This window comes from Kordia sp. SMS9 (genome assembly GCF_003352465.1).
Classification (GTDB): Bacteria; Bacteroidota; Bacteroidia; order Flavobacteriales; family Flavobacteriaceae; genus Kordia.
In genome coordinates, this window is sequence record NZ_CP031153.1 from 4,285,561 (window position 1) to 4,307,642 (window position 22,082).

Sequence of the window (22,082 nt, forward strand, 5' to 3'; positions counted from 1 at the left end):
CTACGCTTTTAGATTGTAGACTATTTAACCCTGATTCTTTACCCTAAAATACACCATAAATCAATTTTATTCCTAATAATAAGGTGATTAGAATGATTCCAACGGCTAAGATATTTTGAAATACGGTATTCTTGTAGTTCCCTAAAACATTGGTTTTGTTGACTATCCACACTAAAAAGATCGCGACAATTGGTAATAGTAAACCATTTGCTACTTGCGCAAAGGTAATTACTTCCAAAGGTTTGAATTGCAAAGATGAAAATACAACACCAAGCACTAAAATGATTGTCCATACGATTCTAAAACGCACATCTTTCAAGGAAGCTTTCCAACCAAAACAACTTTTTGCCACATACGCAGCTGCCAATGGCGCTGTAATTGCCGAAGTGATTCCTGCTGCAAACAAGCCAATTCCTAATAGATATTTGGCGTATTCTCCGTATAAAGGTTCTAATCCTTTTGCCAAATCAAACGCATTGGCAATGTTTCCGCCAGTAGTTGCCGTGGCTGCAATGATGATAGTCATAGAGACAATTCCGCCTAAAATAACAGAGATAATTGTGTCTTTTCTAGCTGCTGATAAGTCTTCTTTTGTTTTCCATTTTTCTTTCACCAAAGACGCGTGTAAGAACAGGTTATACGGCACTACCGTTGTTCCGATCAAACCAATAATGATAAGCATACTGTTTTTTGGAAAAGTTGGCGTAAATGTTCCTTTTAAGATCGCGATAATGTCTGGTTTTGTTAGAATTGCCGTGATTAGAAACGAGATACTCATCACCAAAACTAGCGTTACCAAACTGCGTTCCAACACTTTATAATTCCCAATGAATAGTAGTATAAACGCAATGATTCCTATGAGAATTGGATACAAAACAACATTTTCTTCTCCAAAAACTTGCATTCCCAACGCAGCTCCTGTAATGTTTCCAGCTTCGTAGGCTGCATTTCCAATGACAATTGCGCCTAATATTAAGAAGATCGCTACGTTTCGTAACAATGTACTTGGAATTTGCTCTTTGATAACTTCCGCCAAGCCTTTTTGCGTAATGATTCCAGTGCGTGCCGCCATTTCTTGTAATACAATGGTTGCAATGATGGACAATAACATTGCCCACAACAAACTGTATCCAAATTGCACGCCTGCTTTGGTACACATGGTTACCGTTCCTGGTCCGATAAACGCCGCAGCAACTAGCGTTCCTGGTCCTATATTTTTAATCCATTTGAACATTGGCAGCCGTATTTAAAGCATAAATAGCAAAAGATCCTAACCAATGTGTGCCTTCATAATTGTCGTCTACAATGCTTGGCAAAGAGTAATTAATATGTTGATTGGCAGTATTTTTTAAATGTGCATAAGCTGGAAATTCGTTGGCAATTCCGTACAAACACCAAGCTCTGCTGAAGTTGACACCATCTAAATGCACCAATTTTCCATCGGTACGATCGGATACTTTTCCTTGTGCTAATTGAAAATTTTTGTCTGCTAATTGCGGTAAGAATTTAGACAACCACGTTTTGAATTCGTCTTTCGGCAACACTCTTCGCATGATATCGGCTTCTTCCAAACATGGCGATAAAAAGTCAAATCCGCTCGGTTCCCAAGAGATAGGACAGTTTTCATCAGACAGATAGAAATCTTTTGCGCGTTGTTCAATGAGGCTTTTTAATGCTGTATTTTCAACTGTTTTGGCATAATCGTACGCAAACGTGAGTCCGAACGCAGTATTTGTATGCTCTCCCACTCTGATTGGGTAATTTAATTTTGGTAAAAAGTCTAAATATCCTTGTACAATGATATCCGTTAGCGGTTGCAGATTGGTTTCTAATTCGCGTGCTAACGGATCGTTCCAAGTGTGCAATTCTTCTGCGAGTTTTAACAGCCAAGCCCAGCCATATGTGCGTTCAAAAGACTTGTTGTATGTTCCTTTGAAGTATATGATTTCAATTTCTATGTTTTCTTTGGAGATGTTTTCGGCCAATTTTTCTCTGATTTCCTTGCTGTTTTCCAAGTTTGGAAATTGTTTGAGCAAACTTACCAACGACCAATGTCCGTGTACGGAAGAGTGCCAGTCAAAACAACCGTAAAATGCGGGATGCAATATTTTTGGTGGTTGCAAATCTTCTTCACTACCAATAGTTTGATTGAGTTTGTTGGGATATTCTTCTTGCATGCAATGCAATGGTAAAGATGCGAGTCGATTGGCTTCCGCTAAAGATAACGTTGCAATTGTGTCAGAAACTGTGATCGTTTCACTGGTTTTTGAAGTTTTGGGAGTTTTTTTTTGATTTTTGTTTGGCTGACATTGTACAAAGATACAAAGCATCAAAAAATAGCTGATTTTTTTCAATGTTGTGGGGTATTTTGGTTGAAGCAATCAAGATACATATTTATAATCAGATTTGCGTATTGCGTATTGAGATGTTATCCCAATTTACACATAAAATGATGTTTATAAACGCGTTCATTTGGCAGTCTAGTTCTTTGCAAATCATTCACAGCATCCTATACTGCCAAAGTAACTTCGTATCCAAAACACCATTTTAAATGGAAATAGGTATTAGACTTTTAGAAATATAAAAAAAGCGAACCAGTTGGCTCGCTTAATATTGTGTTGTGCTATCGTTACATTTATTAGCAAATGAAACAGGATACGTTACACCATGCAACCACACTACTTGCACATTGATTATTTTGCGTTGCGCAATTATAATTGGTAAGTGGTTGACAAATGTCTGGACAACCAGAAGCCACATTTGTTGCTGGCACAGGTACTGGAGCACCTCCATTCAATTTTTCTAAGTTTGATACAGCATTTTTGTTAAGAGACAGCTTGTTAAGGTTCTTTTTTTTCATTGTTGGTTATTTTAAGTTCATATTAAGTAATCTTGTGAGTCAAAACCCACCGTATTTTAATGCAAATATTGCCTTTAGCAAATATAACAGGATACGTTGCACCAATAAACTACACTGCTTGGACACTGATTATTTTGCGTAGCACAAAGTCCTCCTGGAACACTTATAGGTACTGGTGGCGTTGGTAATGGTGTTGCTTGTCCTCCTTTTGGAGTGTTTGCATCTAATCGAGAAATAGCTTTTTTGTTTAAGGAAAGTTTGCTTACATTCTTTTTCTTCATGGTTTTAAGAATTTTAAAATGGTTATTGATTGGTTTTTAATTTTCAGCACTATCATTGTAAATATAGTTTCTGAAAGACATTTTAAAATTAGGCTGACTTTCAACGATTTAAAAAAAAATGTGACGAATGCATCTGTTTTGTGACGAATGAATAACTGCTAATTATCTTCTTTTTGTATGTATAAAAGGATTTTTTTTACGTAGCTTTTACTCACAGGGATTTCATTCGTTGCTGTTTCTAGGTTGAGTAAGATTCGTTGTGAATTTCCTTTGTGTGATTTTATTTTTTGGATGTTTACATAGTATTGGCGATGACATTGTACGAGAGAAGGATACGATTGTAAACATTCGGCAATAAAACGCAGTGAAGCGCGTAATAGTTGTACTTTTTTAGCTTCTGTAGTGTAGATTTCGACGTAATTTCCAGAAGCTTTTATGTATTCAATTTGTGATGGAACGACTTCAATACATTGATTGACTACAGGTGATTTTAGAATTATTTTTTTGTTAGAATCGATGGAAGTTGCAACTTGTGTTACTGGCAAATTTGCAGCAACTTTTAATCTTTGTTGAGATGTATACAACTGATCTAGTAGTAGCGTAATGATAAATAGCGGAATGGCAATACTAACAGATCTAGGAATGGTGACAAACAGGTAATATTGTGTATCTACTTCTCCAACATCCATCATAAATCTATGATATACGGTTCCAATAAAACCTGCAATACTTAGAATGGCAACCAACAATAACCAATGATGATAGGTTCTCCATGCTCGTTTTCCTTTGGCAAATTTTAGTTTTCGAAACAACAACCAGTATAAGGAATAGATGACCAAAGCTGTAATAATGCCGTAGCCTATTTGAATGATTTTGATCGGAATTTCAAATTTAGGCACTGCTAAATGATTGTCGTACGGATCAAAAATGTAAACAAAAACAGTGAGTACGATTCCAATGATCAACGAAAGTTTGAAATAGTACTTTTGATTGTCTATGAGTTGATGTTTTTGCTGAAAATAGTAGGTTATTTTGGTTAATGTCACGCTATTGTAATTAAAAAAAGTAATTTCAAATTACAAAATTGATTGCTGTTCTTGGTAAGGTTTTACCGTTTTCTTATTATGAATTTACTATTAATGTGTTTATTTATGTTGAGTCGAAGTTGGAAACTTCGACTAACGTTGGAAGCTTCGACTAACTTGATATGCGCAAATTATGTGCATAAAAAAAGACTCTACTGGAGAGCCTTATTACAGTTATTTTCACTCCTAACAAGTCAACATAGAACCAATGACAGTAGGCACCGAATTGTTGGTGTTTGTCTTATCGTCTGTCATGCCTGTAGTGGTTACTGTGCAGTATTGGCCACAAGAAGCTCCTGGATCGTCTGTATCAGTTTCAAGAGGTTCGGCGGAACGGCCTTGAAGATGATGTATTGTGGTAAGGTTGACAATTTTAGTTTTTTTGAGTTTTAGCAGTAATGACTTTTTTTTCATAATGTAATGATGTTTTGAATTATACTTTCAAACTAAAAAAAATCCTATTGCCAATGCGCATTTTTGCAGATGATAAAGTACACATTCATGAATATGTAGTGTTTTTAACGATTTTTACTCGTTTTTTGCCTTTTTGAGCTGTCTTATAAAATACGAAGGATTGATTCCTTTGGCATTGAAAAAGGCTTTGGAAAACGATTGCACATTGTTGAATCCGACTTCTGCCGCTATGGCTTTTACCGTGTATTTGAGGAAGATTTGATTGGTTTTGAGTTGCTCTATAGCATATTCAATACGTAAATTATTGATGTAGTTTGAAAAAGAGCATTTTTTGTAATGGTTGACAACTTTTGATAGGTAATTTGGATTGGTATTGATTTTTTTTGCCAAATTATTCAGTGTGATGGTATTGGAGATGAATTCTAATTTGTTTTCAAAATCTTCTAAGTTTTGCAAAATATCTTCTATTATTTCATTAGGAATGGCAATTTTTTGTGCTCCAATATCACGTTTTTGAGTGCTTTTTGATGGTTTTGGCGAATTGATCACTTCTTGAAAACGTTGTTGGTATGTTTTACGTTTTCGGTATTGAATTGTAAATCCGATAAGCACAAATACCAATATGACAAATAAGACAATGATTGCTACATTGTATTGTGCTTTTTGCTTTTGTTTTTGTGATTGCAAGTTTTCTTTTTCTGCTTGTAATTTTGGAATGTCATAATCTTTAAAAATTGCCTTGTTGAGATAAGATTCTTGTGCTCTTAAAATACTATCCACTTTGAGCAACTGATTTTTATAGGTTAGTTGGTTCTTTAAATCCTTTTTTTCGTCATAATACGCATCTAATTGTACATAAGCTTTTCTGGTGATTGGAAAGATAGATTGTGTTTTTTGAAAGATAGAATCTACTTTTTTGTAATACTGAATTGCTTTTTCTTCTTGATCTATTTCTCTAAAAACTTCTCCAGTGTAATAATAGCAAAATATGAGCTTGTCATCATCGTTCACAGTTTCAAAATAGTGTGTGTGTTTTAAAATACTATCCAAAGCAACTTGATACATTTTTTTATGGTAATTGGTAATGCCTTCATTGAATGCAAAGTGATTTTTATATGATTCTTTTTGTAGGCGTGTTGCTTCTTTGTGTCCAAATTGGTTGTAGTAAGAAGCTGAATCTACATTTTTTATGTCATTGTAAATGTTTGACAATGCGGAAATTGAGTTTAAATAGGCTATCGCATTGATTTCATTTTTATTTTCTTGACTGTACACAAAGTTCTCGCGGTACAACTTTATGGCTTCTTCTATGTTTCCTGTTCGTCGTTGTACAATGCCTAGATTGTATTTTGCTCGCGAAATCATGTCTTTTTGATCAAATTTTTCCGCATATTCAAAAAATTGCAAATAATTGTCTAACGCACGTTGATACCCTCGTTTTTGGTAGAAGAAGTCTCCCTTTTTTTCATACGCAATCGCTGGATAGTATTTGTTAGGCGCACTCGATGTTAACCTGATAATACTATCACTATACGCAAGTACATATTCATTGGTATACGCAATAGAAAGCATGCGATAGCCAACGACTAATTTGGTTTTTTGATCGGCTACTTGGATATCTTTCTTTGCTTTTTCTAGAAATCGCTTTGCAAAAAACACCTTTTGAGTTTCAGTATTGGCTTCTGCAAAAAGCTGATAAATTTCTTTGTAGTCTTTACTTTCTATTTCACTCAAATTACTATTATCCTGTTGCTGACAACTATATAGACAACACAGCAATACAAAGATTTTGAGGGAAAAGCTGATTTTCAATATTGAAAATCGCTTCTTTTTCATACAGTATACAGTCAAATTTGGTAGTTTTTGATTTTGAAAAATAATAAATGTACTGCTTATTTATAAAAAAGCATGAATTCATGAATGTATTATTCGTTTTCATGAATCTAGTTCACAACAATTTGTATGCCTTTTTTAAGATGTGTTGCTTTGTAAAGTAAGAATATCGCATGCTATTCAATTCTTGCTGACATAGCAGTAAGTGTCCTAAAACTGTTTACTGTTTTTATCAACATTTTAAATTTTAATTTTATGAAAAAATCCATTTTAAACATTGGAACCGTATTGACAAAATCACAACAAAGTACTATTCATGGAGGAGATGCTATTGATGGTGGCGGACCTTCACAAAACCTGAAAGATTATTGTGGCTCTTTGTCAATAGTATATCATCATTTAACAAACGATCCGGAAGGCGATGGAATTAGTGCTGAAAATGATGCATTAGCTGTACAAACACTTGCACAATGGAATACACATTGTATTGGCGTAAATTAATCATATAACCATGTAGAAGGCTTTGATATACGTATTAAAGCCTTTTATTTTATAATCGTAAAAATTTCTAGCAATAGTTTTCGTTGACGCTGACTTACAGGTAATGTTGCTCCATTTTTGAGCGTAAGCGTATAATCTGCAGGTGTTACTGATTTGATTTGACTCGTATTTACGATATATTTTCGGTGTAATTGCACAAAGTTTTCAGGCAAGGTTGCAGCAAAACCTTTGAGTGATTTTTGCACTAAGAAACGTGCGTCTTCTGTGTGAATGTAGCAATATTTGTCATCGGATTCTATGTAAAAAATATCATCTACGGCAACTTTAACCAGCTCATTTCCCTTTTTTATGAGTAGTATGTTGTCTATTTGCAAAGCGTTTTCGTCTTTCGTAGATAGTTGTCCTACTTCATCGGCATATTTTTCAAAAGCCAATTCGATAGCAAACTTTAGTGAGTGTGGATCCACAGGTTTAAGCAAATAGTTATACGGACTGTGTTTTTTGGCTTCTGTAAAAGAAATTCTGTCTTTAGAATTTGTCAAAAATAAGATCGGAATCGGATGTGTTGCTTGAATGTATTCTGCAAAACGAATTCCCTCGCGCTCACCATTGAGAAAAATGTCGAGTATGGCGATATCGGGTGTTTTTTTATCAAACTTTTCCACTGCTTCTTTGTAGTTTGTGGCAATTCCGCTGATAATGTATTCTTCAGAAAGTATGACTTTTAAAATTTCTATTTCATCTAAATGATCTTCCAGAATAAATATACTTAGTTTTTCCATAGCAGTTTAGGCAACGTTTTTATAAGGCAGCGAAATGTTTACAATGGTTCCGCCTGTTGGATTTTGTTTGATTTTGATGTTTCCGCCATTGAGCTGAATCATCGACTTGGTAAGCATGAGTCCTAAGCCAGAACTTTTTCGCCCAGAAGTGTCTTTTTGTACTTTTTTTGATTTGATTTCGAAGATACTTTTGAGTACTTTTTCAGGAATTCCTATGCCTGAATCAGTAATGAATACAGTGAACGATTCGTCTTCTATTTCGCCCGAAATGATGATTTTGCCACCTTCTGGCGTGAATTTTATGGCATTGTCTAAACAATTTCGAATGATAATTTTAAAGATTTCCATATCGCCATAGACTAAAATTGATTTTTTAATGTCTGTGCTGAATTGAATGCCTTTTTCTTCAATTAATGATTGGTATTGTAGTTCTATCTGACGAATAATTTGCCACAACGGAAACCATTCTTTTTGAACCGAAAGTAAGTCTGATTGGCTCAGCGACCAATTCAATAAATTATCTAACAGCAAACTTAAAGAATCAATAATTTTTGAGACATTTTTGTCGGATGAAATCGCTTCAGAATCTTTTTTCATCGCGCGTATTTGAAATAATTGTTTTAAGCGTGCGACTGGACTTCGCAAATCGTGCGCGATAATCGTAAACAACTGGTTTTTAACTGTATTCGTTTCATTCAGTTCACGGTTTAGTTTTTTTATTTTTTTGTTTTGTGCGATGAGTTTTCTGTAAAAAACAAATCCGATTACGAATAACAGTAAAATTCCCGCTGAAATTGCAATAAAGGTGTTTCGTTCTGCCGTTTTAAGGTCTAACTCGGCTTGTTTTTGTGCAATATTAAAGGCTTCTTTTTCTTGTGCTACTTCCCAAATTGCATTTTGTTTTTGAAGTGAATCGTTGATAACGGAATGCTCTTTTAGGTAGTTTATAGCTTCTTCGTGTTTTTTTAATACTTCTGAAATCAGATATTTATTATATGTTATGGTGCTTTTTAATTCTAAATCTTTGATTGATTTAGAATATGTATATGCAGAATCAAAATAATGTTCCGCAAGTTCGTCTTTGTATTGTTCGAAATATAGATTACCAAGATTGGAATACGTTTTTGCTATTTGAAAATTATCACGCTTGTTTTTATAACTTTTTAAGATTTTTTGATATGCTTTGTATGCTTCATCAAATTTGTTATTGGAAAGATGAATATAAGCTTGATTTTCAATAATTTCATTTTTAAAAAGATTTGATTGCTGTATCGGAACTGCTAAAGATTTTTTAAAATAGAAGTTGGCAGAATCGTGTTGATTATTTTTTAGGTAGATGCTTCCGAGGTTTTTATACACAAATTGCTGAATGTCTGTATTCAATGTATTCTGAATGGTTAAGAAGTACCTTTTTGCCTCCGCTTCCACTTCTAGTTTTAACAACAAATGATTTTGGAACAATTGTTTTATAGTATCATTTGTTACGTTATCCTTTAGGATATAAAGTTTGGCAAGTTGTAAATTATTTTCGGTAAGACTTACATGCGCGAGATGCCATGAAGTTTCATTTTCTAAAAATATCTTTTCAGAGTTGGCTGCTTTACTTTTACAGAAGTTACACTGATTTTCAAACCAGTTGTTTGTATATGTATTTTGTCCATGAATTATTGCGCACGTTAAAAATACTATACCGAAAAAAAAAACTTTTAAGCGTTTCATAACTACGAAATGTATCAGTCCTAAAACTGCTAATGAGAACGAATCATTTTACAATAATAACTTTTGTTCCTCGTTTTGGTTCATGATCTAATATCTTCTCCAGCACAATTTCAGATACGCCATGACTAAAATCGACTTCACAAAATACTTTTTTGTTTTCAAGACTTACCTCTTGGGTATCAACTACAATTGACCATAAATTTTGTGAGTTGGAACTTGGAATGTTGATATTTTCATCAACTCTAACTTGTACATAATAGTCATACTGAGTATTTTTAGTATTCTCTACCACTATATCTTCTTCTTTAACCGAAATATCAAAATACGTCAAAATATATATTAAGTTTCGATGTTGAAGTTGGCTAATTCTTAAAAAAGGTCCTAGAGATTTTTTCTGCCCCGTATCGTCGTCTTTAATAAAATTTGCTTCAGTAGCTAATATTTCCTTTTGAACTTTCATGGTAGTAACTTTTAATTGATAAGTGTTGACTATTTTCTGAAATGCAATATAATCATTCTCTGAAAATTTAGACTGAATAATCTTTCTCTATTTTAATCGTTTACTCCATTTTTTTCTGCGTTCACTCCATTTTCAATTTCTCAAAGCAATTGCTAAGTACATTTATAATCAATAAGAAATAGCGATTGAATTCGACATTAGAAACTTATGATGGTGAAATCCGAAAAACCAATTAGTAAATAGAGTAGGAAAATTTAATTAAATAATTATGACAAAACATGCAAACAATGACTTTATGACAAAATTGCCTGGTGGTGCCATCATTATGTGGTCAGGAACACTCGTTGATCTCAAAAAAATTGGAGATTGGGTACTCTGTGATGGAAAAAATAACACTCCTAATTTAATAAATCGATTCATCGTTGGTGCTGGTGATGAATATTCAGTAGGTATAAAAGGTGGTATAAAAAATGTTAAACTCACTGAAGATCATTTGCCTACTCACACTCACGATATTGATGTATCGAACAATGTAGAGCTCATGTCTGGACTTACTCTAGTTAAGAAGAGAAAGCGCGGAGGTAAAGCGAAGAAAGATGATCTTTACTTACCTATGGGAGATCAAAAAAATTACCCTTTAATAGATAATTTAAGTATTGAACATACTGGAAAAGGGGCAGCATTCGATAACAGACCTCCCTATTTTCCACTCTATTATATCATGAAAATAAAATAAAAAAACTATGGAAAATACTATAAATATTCGGAGAGTCAACATTGGAACATGCTTTAATGCATTTTCAAGAGACCTTTTGCTCAATGTGCAAGCGTTCGAGATAGGAAAACTTCAGGGTAAAAATTTATTGAGAACAAATAAAGGAGATGAAGAATTTCAACTGATAGCTTCTTCCGATAATGACTCAGCATACCAAAGTGAATTTTTTGGCTCAAATACAAAAGCTGAATTTGGCTTTTTTAAGACTAAAGTTGGAGCTGGTTTCAGCATGGAAACTAGCAGTAGTCATATGAAAGACAGTACCGCTATAAGTTGTAAACTAAGCAATCAAAAAGTGAGGCAGAATATTGAACTTTTGAATATGAATCACTATGCTGAAACAGATTATTACAGCTGCTTAATGCCAGATGTCCAAAGAGCTTACAAAGATTTAGTGGAGGAAATAAACTTGAAAAAAAAGAGGTTAAAGTATATTACATTTGTACAAACATTTGGAACAGGGTTTGTTTCACGATTGTTTCTAGAGTCTGGCTCCATTGCCAAAATTGTTATTGAAAGTAATTCGGAAAGTAATTCGGAAAGTGAAAAGTATGGAATCACTGGAGGAGTTTCATTTAAAGGTGCTGGAGTTTCGAATGCAACTGATTTTGGAGATACCTTAATGAAAGGAAATATTGAAGGAACATTAGCCGTTTTTGCAACCACTGCTCCTCACGACTCGCCCACGAAAGAATGGATACAACAAGTTACCAATACATTTGTTGGCAAAGGAGTCGATTTTTTAACTAAATCTTCCTCGTTTGCAGACTTGCCAATTGTATCCTATTCAGATTTGCCACCCATTATAAAAGAACCGGTAGAAGATAAAAAGCCGCCAGAGAGTACAAAAGCAAAAGAATTAGAGGATGATCTGAAAATAAGAATTATGAAATTGGAAGATCCTAGTATTGACGAAACTCCGCCTGATTGGGACGAGTGGATTGCTGAAAGAAAAGAGAAGCAAAAAAATGAAACTGACTTGAATGCCGTTATTGAGGAAGTTTTGAACATTGAAAATGAACCAACAGTTAGCGCAAGTAAAAATAATTTTGCGACTACATCCAAAGTGAAAAATCTTTTTAAACCTAATTTTAAATACTCAAATGTTTCCAGTACTAATTCGGATTACATAAGAGGTTTTGCACCCATGGATTTCGTATATACTCCGTGGAGTGCGATTTTTCCTGAGTTTAGTAATATTAGTGCGATTTTTGGAAATGACATCAATGTTTCTAAAATCTTGATTTTTCAAATGTCAAGAATTCAATTTTCACAGTTTTTGCAATTTTCTAAGTTGGCTTTAAATGATATCAAAGATGTCAAAAAAACGATCATCACAGATTCAAGTGAATATGATGAATGCTTACAAGATTACAACAAACATTTGATGAAAAGTATTGAATGCATGGATCAAGAAAGCTATACAGATGATGACTATGCCAAAGATATTGCGGGATTCAGCGCTAATCTAGAGACAAAAAAATTCACTTTAGTTAATTATGAATTGTTTTTCGAATACTATAAATATGTCATCAATTGCCCATTTGGTATGATTTTGCATGGTTATAAGAAAGAAAGAAATTCTGATAACACTTTTTCATACGTTACTGATAAAGATACAGTAATTACTAAAATTAGAGAGGTTGATGGACAGCTGAAACCTACATTTGAAAAAATTAGAGACAAACATACGCAATATAAAAAGGCTTTAAGAATTTATGTATTGCCAAGCTATGATGAGTACAAAGGAATCATTTTTGATTTGTGTTATTACGATACTGCAAAGAAAAAATTTGCTCAATTAAAAACTCTCAGAATTGATGATGAAGTGTTTTATAAATCTAGAATTAGTGAAATAGACTTACTGAAAACAAGAGATAAATTTCCATATAAATTTATTTTTGATAATAAACTATCTCTGGAGCCAACGCATGTTAGTTTTGATGATGTTGATAATAAAGATTTAGAAATTTTAAGTCCATATCCTATGTTTGAAAACTTTCCTTTCGATCTCGCTGGAAACTACAGTTATTTAAAATAAAAGTATATTGTTATGAATGTTAATAAAGTAGAAATTGTAATTGATTTCTACTTTATTTTTTAATTTTTCACCCCAACCAACCTTCTCGATCTAAACTTCGATATTGAATAGCTTCCGCAATATGATTTGGTAAAATATTTGGTTCTTGCCCTAAATCAGCAATGGTTCTCGCTACTTTGAGAATACGATCGTATGCGCGTGCAGATAAGTTTAAACGTTCCATAGCATTTTTGAGAAGGCTCAAAGCTTCTGCATCTAGTTTACAATAGTTGCGGATTTGCTTGGTGTTCATTTGTGCATTGTAATGTAGCATTTCCGAGTGTTTGAAGCGCTGTGTTTGCAGTTCTCTTGCTTTGATGACACGTTCGCGGATTTCTCCACTGCTTTCACCTTTCCGTTCTTCCGAGAGCTTTTCAAACGGAACAGGCGTGACCTCAATATGAATGTCAATTCGATCCAATAATGGTCCCGAAATTTTTCCCATGTAGCGTTGCATTTCTATGGGAGAAGCAGACATGGGCGAATTGGGATCGTTGAAAAATCCGCTTGGACTCGGGTTCATACTTGCCACCAACATGAAACTGCTTGGATAGGTTATGGTAAATCGCGCTCTGGAAATGGTGACCTCTCGGTCTTCCAACGGTTGTCGCATGACTTCCAACACACTCCTTTTAAATTCGGGCAATTCATCTAAAAACAATACGCCATTATGTGCCAACGAGATTTCTCCAGGTTGCGGATAGCTTCCGCCGCCGACTAAAGCGACGTCTGAAATTGTGTGATGTGGATTCCGAAACGGTCGCTCCGAAATCAAGCCACTTTTGTCTTTAATGTTTCCTACCACAGAATGAATTTTTGTAGTTTCCAAGGCTTCATGCATCGTTAGTGGCGGTAGTATCGTGGGAAGTCGCTTGGCAAGCATGGTTTTTCCTGAACCTGGTGGTCCAATGAGAATAATATTATGTCCGCCCGCAGCCGCAATTTCCATACATCGCTTGATGCTTTCCTGCCCTTTGACATCCGAGAAATCAAATTCGGGAAAGTTCAGATTTTTCAAGAATTCCGCACGCGTATCAATGATGGTTTTCTCTAAAGGTTCACCTGCATCAAAGAAATTGATGACTTGCCGAATGTTTTGTACACCATACACTTCTAAGTTATTCACAACGGCGGCTTCTTTGGCATTTTGTTCTGGCAGAATAAAACCTTTAAAACCTTCTTCCCGTGCTTTGATGGCAATGGGCAATACGCCATTGATGGGTTGTAGACTTCCATCCAACGACAATTCACCCATAATGAGATAGTTGTCTAAGTTTTCAGATTGAATTTGATTAGAAGCTGCCAAAATTCCTAATGCTAAGGTTAAATCGTAAGCGCTTCCTTCTTTGCGCAAATCGGCAGGTGCCATATTGATGGTAATTTTTTTCCCAGGAATTTTATACCCGTTATTTTGCAAGGCTGAAGCAATGCGGTAATTGCTTTCGCGAATAGCATTATCGGGCAAACCCACTAAATGATAGCCAATTCCTTTTGCGATATTTACTTCTACTGTAATCGTAGTAGCTTCAATACCAAATACGGCACTTCCATAAACTTTTTTGAGCATTTTGTAATCCAGTTTTTATGAAATTATGTATTTATCTCGTAAAAACCATAGGTTAGTTTGTAAGCGTTGATTTTTTTATATAAGCGTATTTTTTGAAGTTAAAAATGGCAACTTTCGTTAAAGTTTCTCTATCATTTTTGTAAATATACCCAACCTTGATATTCTTGTGCGATGGTTTCTGGCAACTCTGTTTCGTTAAGATTAATCACATAAAAATAAGTTCCTGTAGGCAATTGTTCGCCTTTGTAGGTTCCATCCCATTTTGAAGTAAGCGTATTTCCTTCGTAGATTTTACTTCCGTATCTGTTAAATATCTGAATGACATGATTTGGATAGTTTTCAATATTTAAAATGTTGAAAAGATCATTTTTACCATCATCATTTGGTGAAATTCCTTGCGGGATGAAAATCTCACACACGATTGGCGTGATTTGAAATTGCCCAATGTCAAAACAATTGGTTTGTAAGTTTTCTATACGTACATAAATGGTTGTTGCTGTAGATTGATAGTTTTCTGGAGAAACAATCTGATTTATTTTATCAGTTGCATCGTCAAGGTTTGTGTAGAAGGTGGTTTCAAAATTAGCTGCGTTTTCCTCAATTTCTGAAGATGATAAAAATAAATTGAACGTTCCTTCCCCTTGTATGTTGAGACATTCTTCTAAGTTTTCAAAATCGTACAGTGTTGGTAAAGGTTCAAAGAATACATTAATTTGGTCACTCACCGTACACGCTCCAGAGAATACTTGCACTGTGTATGTTCCTTGTTCATTTACAGTAAATGTTGCATTTGTAGAACCATTTTGCCAAATATAGGTAGCATTTGTGGTGGTAGCATCTAACACGAGCGTTTCTCCCTGACATAGCGTAATGTCAGCACCTAAATTGACCACAGGAAGCGAATCATACGTGATGTTAATTTCGTCCATAGACGAACAACCATTGACCGTCACTTCCACTGAGTACGTTCCAGCTTGACTGACCATAATAGTGGCATTGGTAGAACCATCTTGCCAAATATAGGTAGCATTTGCAGTGGTAGCATCTAAGATGGTGGTGTCTCCTTCGCAAAGTGCGATGTCGTTTCCAAGTTGAACCATTGGCACTGGATTTACCGTGAGTGTTGCTGTATTAATTAATTCTGTTGTAAAGTTTAAAAAACTAATGTTGGTAATGTTAATGACAACCGCTACTGTAGGTAGTGTTATTGGAATGGTTCCGTTTCCTGCGGCATCGAGTTGAATTGTTTGTGTTGTTCCGCCATCAATATTGTAAGTTACCGTGGCATTCACAGTACCTGTAATCGTAAAAAAACCGTCTTCACCTAAACAAATTGCAGCACTTGAAACAACTGTTGCTGTAAGGAAATAATCTCTGTAATCGACATCGCCACCTGAAAAAATATCACTGTCAACATCTGGTAAGGTTGTAGGATCGTTGATGGTAAAGTTAGGATCTTCAAAAGTATCATTAGCTTCCAAACTATTGGTCATACCATTTGAGCCTTCCATAGTGTTTGAAGCGCCATTGTTGTTGGTATCCAACGCAGCATTTCCAACTTCTGCAATATCAAATATACCATCGTTGTCTGAATCGAGATCAAGGTAATCGTAATTGTCAGTATTTTCGGTGTTTTGAGGTTCGTTAAAACTTCCACCATGTCCCGTAAATGTATCGTAAATATCTATAATACCATCACCATCAGTATCGTCATCCGTTACATTTCCATCATTGGAAAAATTAGTGCTAAAATTGAGTGTCGTTTGTGCTTCTACCGCATCAGGAATGGTATCGCCATCACTGTCTACATCTATAAAGTTTTGCAATACATCTGCGTCGGCAGTACTTTCTACAGGCGTAATTCCTGTGTTTTCGCCATAAATTGCTTCTATAGCATCTGCCAAACCGTCGTTGTCGTTGTCTGTAAAATTAGCACCATCTATCACGCCATTATTATCTGGATCGAACTGTGAGACATCCAAACCACTTTCTTGCAAATCACTTATTCCGTCATTGTCGGAGTCTAAATCCAGTTCGTTTAAAATGGTATCTTGATCCACATCTGTACTTGCTATGGTGATTCCACTTGTGAGTACAATATTGTCAATTCCCAATCGCACACCATTTGGAACATTTACATTTGCGTCATCATCAAAAGGTAAAAATTGCAATGTTTGCACCCCTGAAGTTGTAGGCGTAAATGTAAACGATTGAAACGTCCAAATAAGATTGGTATTATTAAATGAGCTATTTGAAATGGTGACATCTGCTTGGAAAATTTGTTGATTGTCGAGAAAAATGCGCCAATATCCTGTTCCATCTATCGCATTGCCTTGTTGTACATTTGCTTGATAAAACGTCATGGTATAGGTAACTCCAGCTACCAAATTTACTGTTTGTTGAATGCCTTCATGAAAAATGGGTGTATTACTACTTGTTGGATAATATTGATATAAGCCAGATATAAATGTATTTCCTTCTTGCGGTATTCCAATTATTCCTGTTCCGGGACTAGGTCCATTGATGTCCGTCACATTTGGTGATGCAGAATTGGGACTACTCTGATTGGTTGCTTCACAGATAGGACTATCTGCTGGAATCCACTGCCATGAAATGGGCAATGTAAATACGTTTGTATTTGGAGCCTCTAATCCTCCGTTTGATATGATATTATTAGTTTGTGGACTAGACATCCCTTCGTCAATATCTAATATTCCATCATTATCATCGTCACGATCCATGGCATCTGGTACTCCATCACCATCAGTATCGACCATAGCAATTGCATTGGCACTTTTTACTGGTTGTACATTGACACATAAATCTTCATGTGAAAAAATACCTAAATTGTTATAAAATTGTATATTATTTGTATACTTTTTTAGAGCATTTGCTTTACAGATACTATCTTTTTTAGGTTCCTTGTAATTTTGACTTATTGCAGATAGAGAACAGCACAGAAGTAGTACTGTGGTAACTTTTTTTAGCTTCATTTGGTAATCGGTTTTAATGGCAGTATTACTGTTTTTTGGTACTAATACCAATTTTAGGTTGCCGTTCTGCAATTTAAAAAATAATTATAGATTTTGTAAGTATACATTTACTTTTTGTGGAATTAAGGTATTATACCAATTTACACATGAAATGATGTTTATAAACTCGTTCATTTGGCAGTATAGAAGTAATGCGGTAATTGCTTTCGCGATATTTACTGCTACAGTAATTGTCGTTGCTTCCATTGCAAAAACGGCACTTCCGTAGATTTTTTGAGTATTTTTTAAACCTTTAGTTTGTATAAAACTATCTTTTTGTTTGTCAAGATGCGAAAACTATTTTGTAAGCGTTGTAGGTTTTTTGTGAGTGTTGGTTTTTATCGTAAAGAAAAAAAATTATTCTTTGACTATTTTATGGGTTAGAATTCCTGAATCGGTTTGAATTTTCATGAAATATATACCCGTAGACAAATCTTTCAAATCTGTTTGATATTCTTTTTTAGAATTTGAAAAAGACTCTGATTTTAGTAACCTACCATTTGTATCTAAAATAGCGATCCTATTTATAGGCGATTTGCATTGGATAAAAAGCATATCTTTTGTTGGATTTGGATATATTGAAATCATGCTTTCTTTAAGTTCATCAATTGATAATGGGTTACTATATTCAAAATCATCCATGTATATTGATCTATTTCTTACCCTTATAGCGAAATTTTTCCCGTAAGATTCGTTATAATTAGATACGTTTGCAAAATATTGAGTCATTTGGAACGTTGGTGAGACATCTCCTAAAACAGTAAATGTGGAATGATCGTCAGGATCTGTCATAAAACCATATTCCAAATAATTAAAAACTGAATTTGTACTTCCTCTTCCTAACCACAAAGAAATAGAACTATCTAAAGATAAATTATTTAATCTAGGTCCTATTAGCATTACATCTCTATAATAACTTGAGGCCAAGAAAATTGTATTTCCTATTCTATCAACATCGTATAAATTACTAACTGTAGCAGTTGTAGACGAACTTCTCGATAAAATCTCCAATTATTAGGCAATTAATTATGAAATGTGGGCAGTATTGGTCCAAGAATTTAATCATTAGTTTTCACCAATTCTTGCATCCCGTAATATTCAATGGCATTTTGTTTTAAAGGATTTATACTCCATTCCGTCCATTCATTAGTATATGGATTGTATCCACATTTTAAAGGTTTGGCATAATCATTTTCTGGACTTTCCTTATACGCTCTGCAATCTGTACAAATGTATCTGAACTCACAATCTTTACATACTTCTATTTGATCTTTGGTAATATTCCAGTATTTTTTGAAGTTTTGATGTTCTAAAGCTTCTTGTAATTTTGTGTCTTTTATGTTGCCAAAGATTTGCTGCATACTTGGACAATTTTTTATATTTCCTTCTCTATCGATTGAGATTTTACGATGAAGGCATGAATTATGGTTTACTGACTCAGTATACGTTGACATGTTTATAGAAAAATAATTCCTATGGATTACTCCACAATTTTTCTCTGAATTGATATCTTTTTTTGAGTATATAACGGCTGCGTTGTCATTAAAGTCGCTAATTGTAACTTTATCTTCTTTGGCATTATAGATTACAATTTTCATTAACCTTGGGTATAATTTAAGTACATCTAAAAATTTAGTCTCTTTAATAGCATCGTTGTATTTTACTAAACATTCAATGGATGTGATGGTAGATTCTATTTTTTTTATGAACTCAAGCGTTTCTATCAAATTAATCATAGAAAAAGATTCAAAAAATCTAAATTGAATTGCTAAGCATCTTAGCTCAGTAAGTTGAGAAATAATTTTTTGTATGGAACTTTCATTTCGTTCACTACAATCTATCACTGCATTGGTTACTGGTGCGCTATTGGAGTAAGAAGTATTTAATGCTTTGAACATTTCTATATGTTGCGAAAAAAAAACAAACTCATGTTCTACAAGAAATGCAAAATATTCATCGATGGTTTCATCATATTCATTTTTGTAAATAGCTTTGATTTCTTCGATGGTTTTGCCCTGATAGTTTGATAAAATTTCAAATAACGAGTTCGGAATAAATTTTATCTGGTGTCTTCGCAAATCACAAATCAATGACCTGGAGTGCCCTTTGACTGGAACACAACTTTTATGTAGTACTAATTTCATTAATATTGTATCATCTTTGTAATGGGTTTCCAATGTATATCGGATACCATGAGTCGTTTGTTATCGTTTATTGTAACCATGCATCGCTGTACCAACTTTCCTCTCTTTAAATAAGATTCGTTTTGAACTGCTAAATGATGACTCACTGGGTATTTTTTTTCTTTCATATTCATATAGTTAATTTTAGATGGTGGTCTAATTTTTCAAAAAGAGTGCAATTTTCTTTTCTAGTTCGTAATTACAGTTGTAACTCATATCTGAAAATTGCCCAACAGGATTCACTTCCAAAAAAATAAAATTATCGTGTGTATCTACAATAAAATCTAAAGAACCACAATCAAGACTCAGGCGCTTCATTAATTTTTTTATCCTATTTTGAATATTTTTGGGCAAAATGAATGGTTCTGTTCTATTGGGTGTTTCATGATTATAGTTTCTGTAATCAACAGTGGTCATGTCATCATTTTGAGAAAAAATAGCTTTTGAAAACATTTCATCATTGATAAAAAAAGTGCGAATTTCAAATCGCTTTTCAATCTTTTTTTGAAATAGTGACAGTGTGAATTCCTTGTCTTTATTTGCTTCAAAATCGTACCCAAACGTTAAATAATTCAATCTTTTTTCATGTTCTAAATGTTCAAAAGGTAAAGGAACAAGAAGTTTTGTTACGATGTTATCTTTGCCTAATCCTGCTAATACTTGATTGGAATTATCGGACAACATTGTCTCAGGAATTGTAAGACCACATTCTTTTGCTACATATAAAACCTCTAATTTGTTTACGTCAGTTCTAAAGGGATTCCCTAGATGTCTTCTATTATTTATTAAAAGATAATTTACAAAAATTTCTATGGTCTGTTTGGTGTTTATATGATATTGCAAAAGATTTTTCTCTACATTCAAATCGAAATCATATACAATTTTAATTCTTCCTCTTCTAAACCAAATACTTTCAATGTCGTCCATACTAAAACGTACAGCATTATACGTAAACGTGGGTTTGTCAAAACCATCTGAGAAATTTACTTCAACTTCTTTATTCTTATCAATGATGAGAACTTTTTGCTTGTAAAAAGTCAACCATTTTAATACTTCATTTGTTGAAATGTCTAATTTTTCGCTGATTATTAAGTGCATTAATATTTTATTTCGTAGTATAACCTGTATTCATTATGAGGAAATTCACTATTGATCAATTGAATCTTAGATTCATCATACCCAACATTGATGAGTAATGATTTTGATTGCTCTAATAAAGCGTGTCTTTTTTTGGCATCCTGAACAGAACAAAAGAGTGTCAAAACAGGATGCTCTAAAGTTTCTAGATCCTTGTTTTGAATTATTTTATCAAATTCAATCTTAGTTAATTCAGCATTCATGTCAATTTGATCTTTGGAGGTGTATTCTGTAAAAATGAAAGGAATAATGTATCGTTGATTGATGATTAGGTCCAAATCCTCTAAGTTATGTCGAAAAGACAAATTGAACATATTATCAACCCTATGCCAATATTCTTTCCCGTTTTGTGCACTTTTCAATGCCATTATCGTATACTTTTTATACTCATTTGTGGGCATGTGAGAAACAATGATACTTAGTTTAGGATTTCCAGGAGTTTGTTTGATGTAATATTTACCTGGCCATTCTCCCAAACTATCAATAAGGTGTTGGAATTCGACCAAATTTAGAGAATCAATAGGTTTTACAATGGAATCCCAAAGTGATTTTCTTAATCCTATTTTTTTTGCTTCCGTTGAACCTAAATTTTTGCTGTATATAATTTCAGTGAATCTATTTCTACTTTCTTGATCTCTATGCATGATTTGATCCAATTTTCCGACAACAGTTTCGGAATTTAGAGAGCTTTCGAAATTTTCCCAATGTAAATTGCATTGATCTCCATGCAATTGTATCAATTTCTCTTTTGCGTCAATGCTTTTTACAGTACTATAAAGATCATTGACAATGGCGCAATCAGTAGCGTAATTATGATTTTTTATTAATTGTAAATCCCTTTTATAATCCATATAGGATATTGCTTCATGTGTACGTTGGTCTTTACAATTAGAAAAAATACCTAAAAGCAGAATGAATACATATTTTTTTTTCATAGAAATCAAAAAGAATAAGTGCTCAATTCAGAAAATCAAGCACTTATGAAATTATAGGCTAAAAAGTATTAACACTCACTAGTGATAATACTTCCTCTTTTCGTGTAAGAACATACATACGTATAAACTCCGTCATCACAATTGTCAGAATATATATCAGTTTGTGTATCTGTATAATCCCAGCCTGAGGTTGTACACGTTTCCGTACATGAAGATCCTCCGCCAGTTTTGCTTCTTACTTGATCAACTGAAATTTGACAATCCTTGAATTTGTCTAAACTTAATTTTTCCATAATTTATCGATTTTGAAATTACCTACTCTGTTAGCTTTTCGGTTTCCGCTTTTCATGATTTTTCGATGTTATGGGAGAATAAGTTTTTTAGGAATTATCTTAAAATTACAATTTATATTTAGAATTCCAAATCAATACTCACAAA

General features: G+C 33.8%; 20 protein-coding genes. 3 read left to right on the plus strand and 17 right to left on the minus strand.

Annotated elements, in window-relative coordinates; all coding sequences use genetic code 11:
• Nucleotides 1-43 precede the first annotated feature (43 nt).
• From KORDIASMS9_RS18160 to KORDIASMS9_RS18185, 7 genes are all read right to left on the minus strand, one after another.
• Nucleotides 44-1,234: an Nramp family divalent metal transporter gene (locus KORDIASMS9_RS18160; RefSeq protein WP_114904208.1), complete on the minus strand. Its 1,191-nt coding sequence runs from the start codon at nt 1,232-1,234 to the stop codon at nt 44-46.
• A complete protein-coding gene (locus KORDIASMS9_RS18165; protein WP_114904209.1) occupies nt 1,218-2,330 on the minus strand; it encodes a DUF2891 domain-containing protein in 1,113 nt (370 codons plus the stop codon). Before KORDIASMS9_RS18165 ends, KORDIASMS9_RS18160 begins: the two co-directional genes overlap by 17 nt.
• Nucleotides 2,331-2,638: 308 nt before the next feature.
• Nucleotides 2,639-2,860 carry a hypothetical protein gene (locus tag KORDIASMS9_RS23440; RefSeq protein WP_162820037.1) on the minus strand — a complete coding sequence of 74 codons (222 nt, stop codon included), beginning with the start codon at nt 2,858-2,860 and terminating at the stop codon, nt 2,639-2,641.
• A gap of 74 nt (nt 2,861-2,934) precedes the next feature.
• Nucleotides 2,935-3,141 carry a class I lanthipeptide gene (locus KORDIASMS9_RS23445; RefSeq protein WP_162820038.1) on the minus strand — a complete coding sequence of 69 codons (207 nt, stop codon included), beginning with the start codon at nt 3,139-3,141 and terminating at the stop codon, nt 2,935-2,937.
• A gap of 158 nt (nt 3,142-3,299) precedes the next feature.
• Complete coding sequence (locus KORDIASMS9_RS18175) at nt 3,300-4,187, minus strand: LytTR family DNA-binding domain-containing protein (protein WP_114904211.1); 888 nt, start codon at nt 4,185-4,187, stop codon at nt 3,300-3,302.
• A gap of 225 nt (nt 4,188-4,412) precedes the next feature.
• Nucleotides 4,413-4,640 (minus strand): hypothetical protein, encoded by a 228-nt coding sequence (locus tag KORDIASMS9_RS18180; RefSeq protein ID WP_114904212.1) that lies wholly within the window; start codon nt 4,638-4,640, stop codon nt 4,413-4,415.
• Between the two features lie 114 nt (nt 4,641-4,754).
• The gene (locus KORDIASMS9_RS18185; RefSeq protein WP_162820039.1) at nt 4,755-6,374 is read right to left on the minus strand and encodes an AraC family transcriptional regulator; all 1,620 of its coding nucleotides are present in this window, start codon (nt 6,372-6,374) and stop codon (nt 4,755-4,757) included.
• 354 nt (nt 6,375-6,728) lie between these two features.
• Here KORDIASMS9_RS18185 and KORDIASMS9_RS18190 point away from each other — a divergent pair, with 354 nt between their 5' ends.
• The gene (locus tag KORDIASMS9_RS18190) at nt 6,729-6,974 is read left to right on the plus strand and encodes a hypothetical protein (protein WP_114904214.1); all 246 of its coding nucleotides are present in this window, start codon (nt 6,729-6,731) and stop codon (nt 6,972-6,974) included.
• 44 nt (nt 6,975-7,018) lie between these two features.
• On the opposite strand, the gene KORDIASMS9_RS18195 is transcribed toward KORDIASMS9_RS18190, so the two are convergent.
• From KORDIASMS9_RS18195 to KORDIASMS9_RS18205, 3 genes are read right to left on the minus strand one after another with little or no spacing between them, the layout of a single operon-like run.
• A complete protein-coding gene (locus KORDIASMS9_RS18195; RefSeq protein ID WP_114904215.1) occupies nt 7,019-7,756 on the minus strand; it encodes a LytTR family DNA-binding domain-containing protein in 738 nt (245 codons plus the stop codon).
• A gap of 6 nt (nt 7,757-7,762) precedes the next feature.
• Nucleotides 7,763-9,475, minus strand: a complete 1,713-nt coding sequence (locus KORDIASMS9_RS18200; protein WP_114904216.1) for a tetratricopeptide repeat-containing sensor histidine kinase — start codon at nt 9,473-9,475, stop codon at nt 7,763-7,765.
• Nucleotides 9,476-9,518: 43 nt separating this feature from the next.
• Complete coding sequence (locus KORDIASMS9_RS18205; RefSeq protein ID WP_114904217.1) at nt 9,519-9,935, minus strand: hypothetical protein; 417 nt, start codon at nt 9,933-9,935, stop codon at nt 9,519-9,521.
• A gap of 268 nt (nt 9,936-10,203) precedes the next feature.
• On the opposite strand from KORDIASMS9_RS18205, the gene KORDIASMS9_RS18210 reads away from it, so the two are divergent.
• Together KORDIASMS9_RS18210 and KORDIASMS9_RS18215 are read left to right on the plus strand one after the other, a co-directional pair.
• The gene (locus KORDIASMS9_RS18210; RefSeq protein WP_114904218.1) at nt 10,204-10,671 is read left to right on the plus strand and encodes a hypothetical protein; all 468 of its coding nucleotides are present in this window, start codon (nt 10,204-10,206) and stop codon (nt 10,669-10,671) included.
• Nucleotides 10,672-10,678: 7 nt separating this feature from the next.
• Nucleotides 10,679-12,751 (plus strand): hypothetical protein, encoded by a 2,073-nt coding sequence (locus tag KORDIASMS9_RS18215; RefSeq protein WP_114904219.1) that lies wholly within the window; start codon nt 10,679-10,681, stop codon nt 12,749-12,751.
• Between the two features lie 67 nt (nt 12,752-12,818).
• On the opposite strand, the gene KORDIASMS9_RS18220 is transcribed toward KORDIASMS9_RS18215, so the two are convergent.
• The 7 genes from KORDIASMS9_RS18220 to KORDIASMS9_RS18250 all read right to left on the minus strand — a co-directional run bounded on the left by KORDIASMS9_RS18220 (nt 12,819) and on the right by KORDIASMS9_RS18250 (nt 21,937).
• A complete protein-coding gene (locus tag KORDIASMS9_RS18220; protein ID WP_114904220.1) occupies nt 12,819-14,357 on the minus strand; it encodes a YifB family Mg chelatase-like AAA ATPase in 1,539 nt (512 codons plus the stop codon).
• A 131-nt stretch (nt 14,358-14,488) separates the two neighbouring features.
• Nucleotides 14,489-17,350 (minus strand): gliding motility-associated C-terminal domain-containing protein, encoded by a 2,862-nt coding sequence (locus tag KORDIASMS9_RS18225; protein ID WP_162820040.1) that lies wholly within the window; start codon nt 17,348-17,350, stop codon nt 14,489-14,491.
• A 396-nt stretch (nt 17,351-17,746) separates the two neighbouring features.
• Nucleotides 17,747-18,400 (minus strand): T9SS type A sorting domain-containing protein, encoded by a 654-nt coding sequence (locus KORDIASMS9_RS18230; protein ID WP_162820041.1) that lies wholly within the window; start codon nt 18,398-18,400, stop codon nt 17,747-17,749.
• A gap of 47 nt (nt 18,401-18,447) precedes the next feature.
• Nucleotides 18,448-19,533: a grasp-with-spasm system SPASM domain peptide maturase gene (gene gwsS, locus KORDIASMS9_RS18235; RefSeq protein ID WP_114904223.1), complete on the minus strand. Its 1,086-nt coding sequence runs from the start codon at nt 19,531-19,533 to the stop codon at nt 18,448-18,450.
• A 195-nt stretch (nt 19,534-19,728) separates the two neighbouring features.
• Nucleotides 19,729-20,670, minus strand: a complete 942-nt coding sequence (gene gwsG, locus KORDIASMS9_RS18240; protein ID WP_114904224.1) for a grasp-with-spasm system ATP-grasp peptide maturase — start codon at nt 20,668-20,670, stop codon at nt 19,729-19,731.
• A complete protein-coding gene (locus KORDIASMS9_RS18245; protein ID WP_114904225.1) occupies nt 20,670-21,644 on the minus strand; it encodes a hypothetical protein in 975 nt (324 codons plus the stop codon). Before KORDIASMS9_RS18245 ends, gwsG begins: the two co-directional genes overlap by 1 nt.
• 68 nt (nt 21,645-21,712) lie before the next feature.
• Nucleotides 21,713-21,937, minus strand: coding sequence for a hypothetical protein (locus tag KORDIASMS9_RS18250; protein ID WP_114904226.1), 225 nt, complete (start codon nt 21,935-21,937; stop codon nt 21,713-21,715).
• Between the last annotated feature and the right edge of the window lie 145 nt (nt 21,938-22,082).

Bases quoted from the DNA above. Each gene is read 5' to 3' on its own strand.
- KORDIASMS9_RS18160 (WP_114904208.1), bottom strand. From the start codon at position 1,234: ATGTTCAAATGGATTAAAAATATAGGACCAGGAACGCTAGTTGCTGCG.
- KORDIASMS9_RS18165 (WP_114904209.1), bottom strand. From the start codon at position 2,330: ATGCTTTGTATCTTTGTACAATGTCAGCCAAACAAAAATCAAAAAAAA.
- KORDIASMS9_RS23440 (WP_162820037.1), bottom strand. From the start codon at position 2,860: ATGAAAAAAAAGAACCTTAACAAGCTGTCTCTTAACAAAAATGCTGTA.
- KORDIASMS9_RS23445 (WP_162820038.1), bottom strand. From the start codon at position 3,141: ATGAAGAAAAAGAATGTAAGCAAACTTTCCTTAAACAAAAAAGCTATT.
- KORDIASMS9_RS18180 (WP_114904212.1), bottom strand. From the start codon at position 4,640: ATGAAAAAAAAGTCATTACTGCTAAAACTCAAAAAAACTAAAATTGTC.
- KORDIASMS9_RS18190 (WP_114904214.1), top strand. From the start codon at position 6,729: ATGAAAAAATCCATTTTAAACATTGGAACCGTATTGACAAAATCACAA.
- KORDIASMS9_RS18195 (WP_114904215.1), bottom strand. From the start codon at position 7,756: ATGGAAAAACTAAGTATATTTATTCTGGAAGATCATTTAGATGAAATA.
- KORDIASMS9_RS18200 (WP_114904216.1), bottom strand. From the start codon at position 9,475: ATGAAACGCTTAAAAGTTTTTTTTTTCGGTATAGTATTTTTAACGTGC.
- KORDIASMS9_RS18205 (WP_114904217.1), bottom strand. From the start codon at position 9,935: ATGAAAGTTCAAAAGGAAATATTAGCTACTGAAGCAAATTTTATTAAA.
- KORDIASMS9_RS18210 (WP_114904218.1), top strand. From the start codon at position 10,204: ATGACAAAACATGCAAACAATGACTTTATGACAAAATTGCCTGGTGGT.
- KORDIASMS9_RS18215 (WP_114904219.1), top strand. From the start codon at position 10,679: ATGGAAAATACTATAAATATTCGGAGAGTCAACATTGGAACATGCTTT.
- KORDIASMS9_RS18220 (WP_114904220.1), bottom strand. From the start codon at position 14,357: ATGCTCAAAAAAGTTTATGGAAGTGCCGTATTTGGTATTGAAGCTACT.
- KORDIASMS9_RS18225 (WP_162820040.1), bottom strand. From the start codon at position 17,350: ATGAAGCTAAAAAAAGTTACCACAGTACTACTTCTGTGCTGTTCTCTA.
- gwsS (WP_114904223.1), bottom strand. From the start codon at position 19,533: ATGAAATTAGTACTACATAAAAGTTGTGTTCCAGTCAAAGGGCACTCC.
- gwsG (WP_114904224.1), bottom strand. From the start codon at position 20,670: ATGCACTTAATAATCAGCGAAAAATTAGACATTTCAACAAATGAAGTA.
- KORDIASMS9_RS18245 (WP_114904225.1), bottom strand. From the start codon at position 21,644: ATGAAAAAAAAATATGTATTCATTCTGCTTTTAGGTATTTTTTCTAAT.
- KORDIASMS9_RS18250 (WP_114904226.1), bottom strand. From the start codon at position 21,937: ATGGAAAAATTAAGTTTAGACAAATTCAAGGATTGTCAAATTTCAGTT.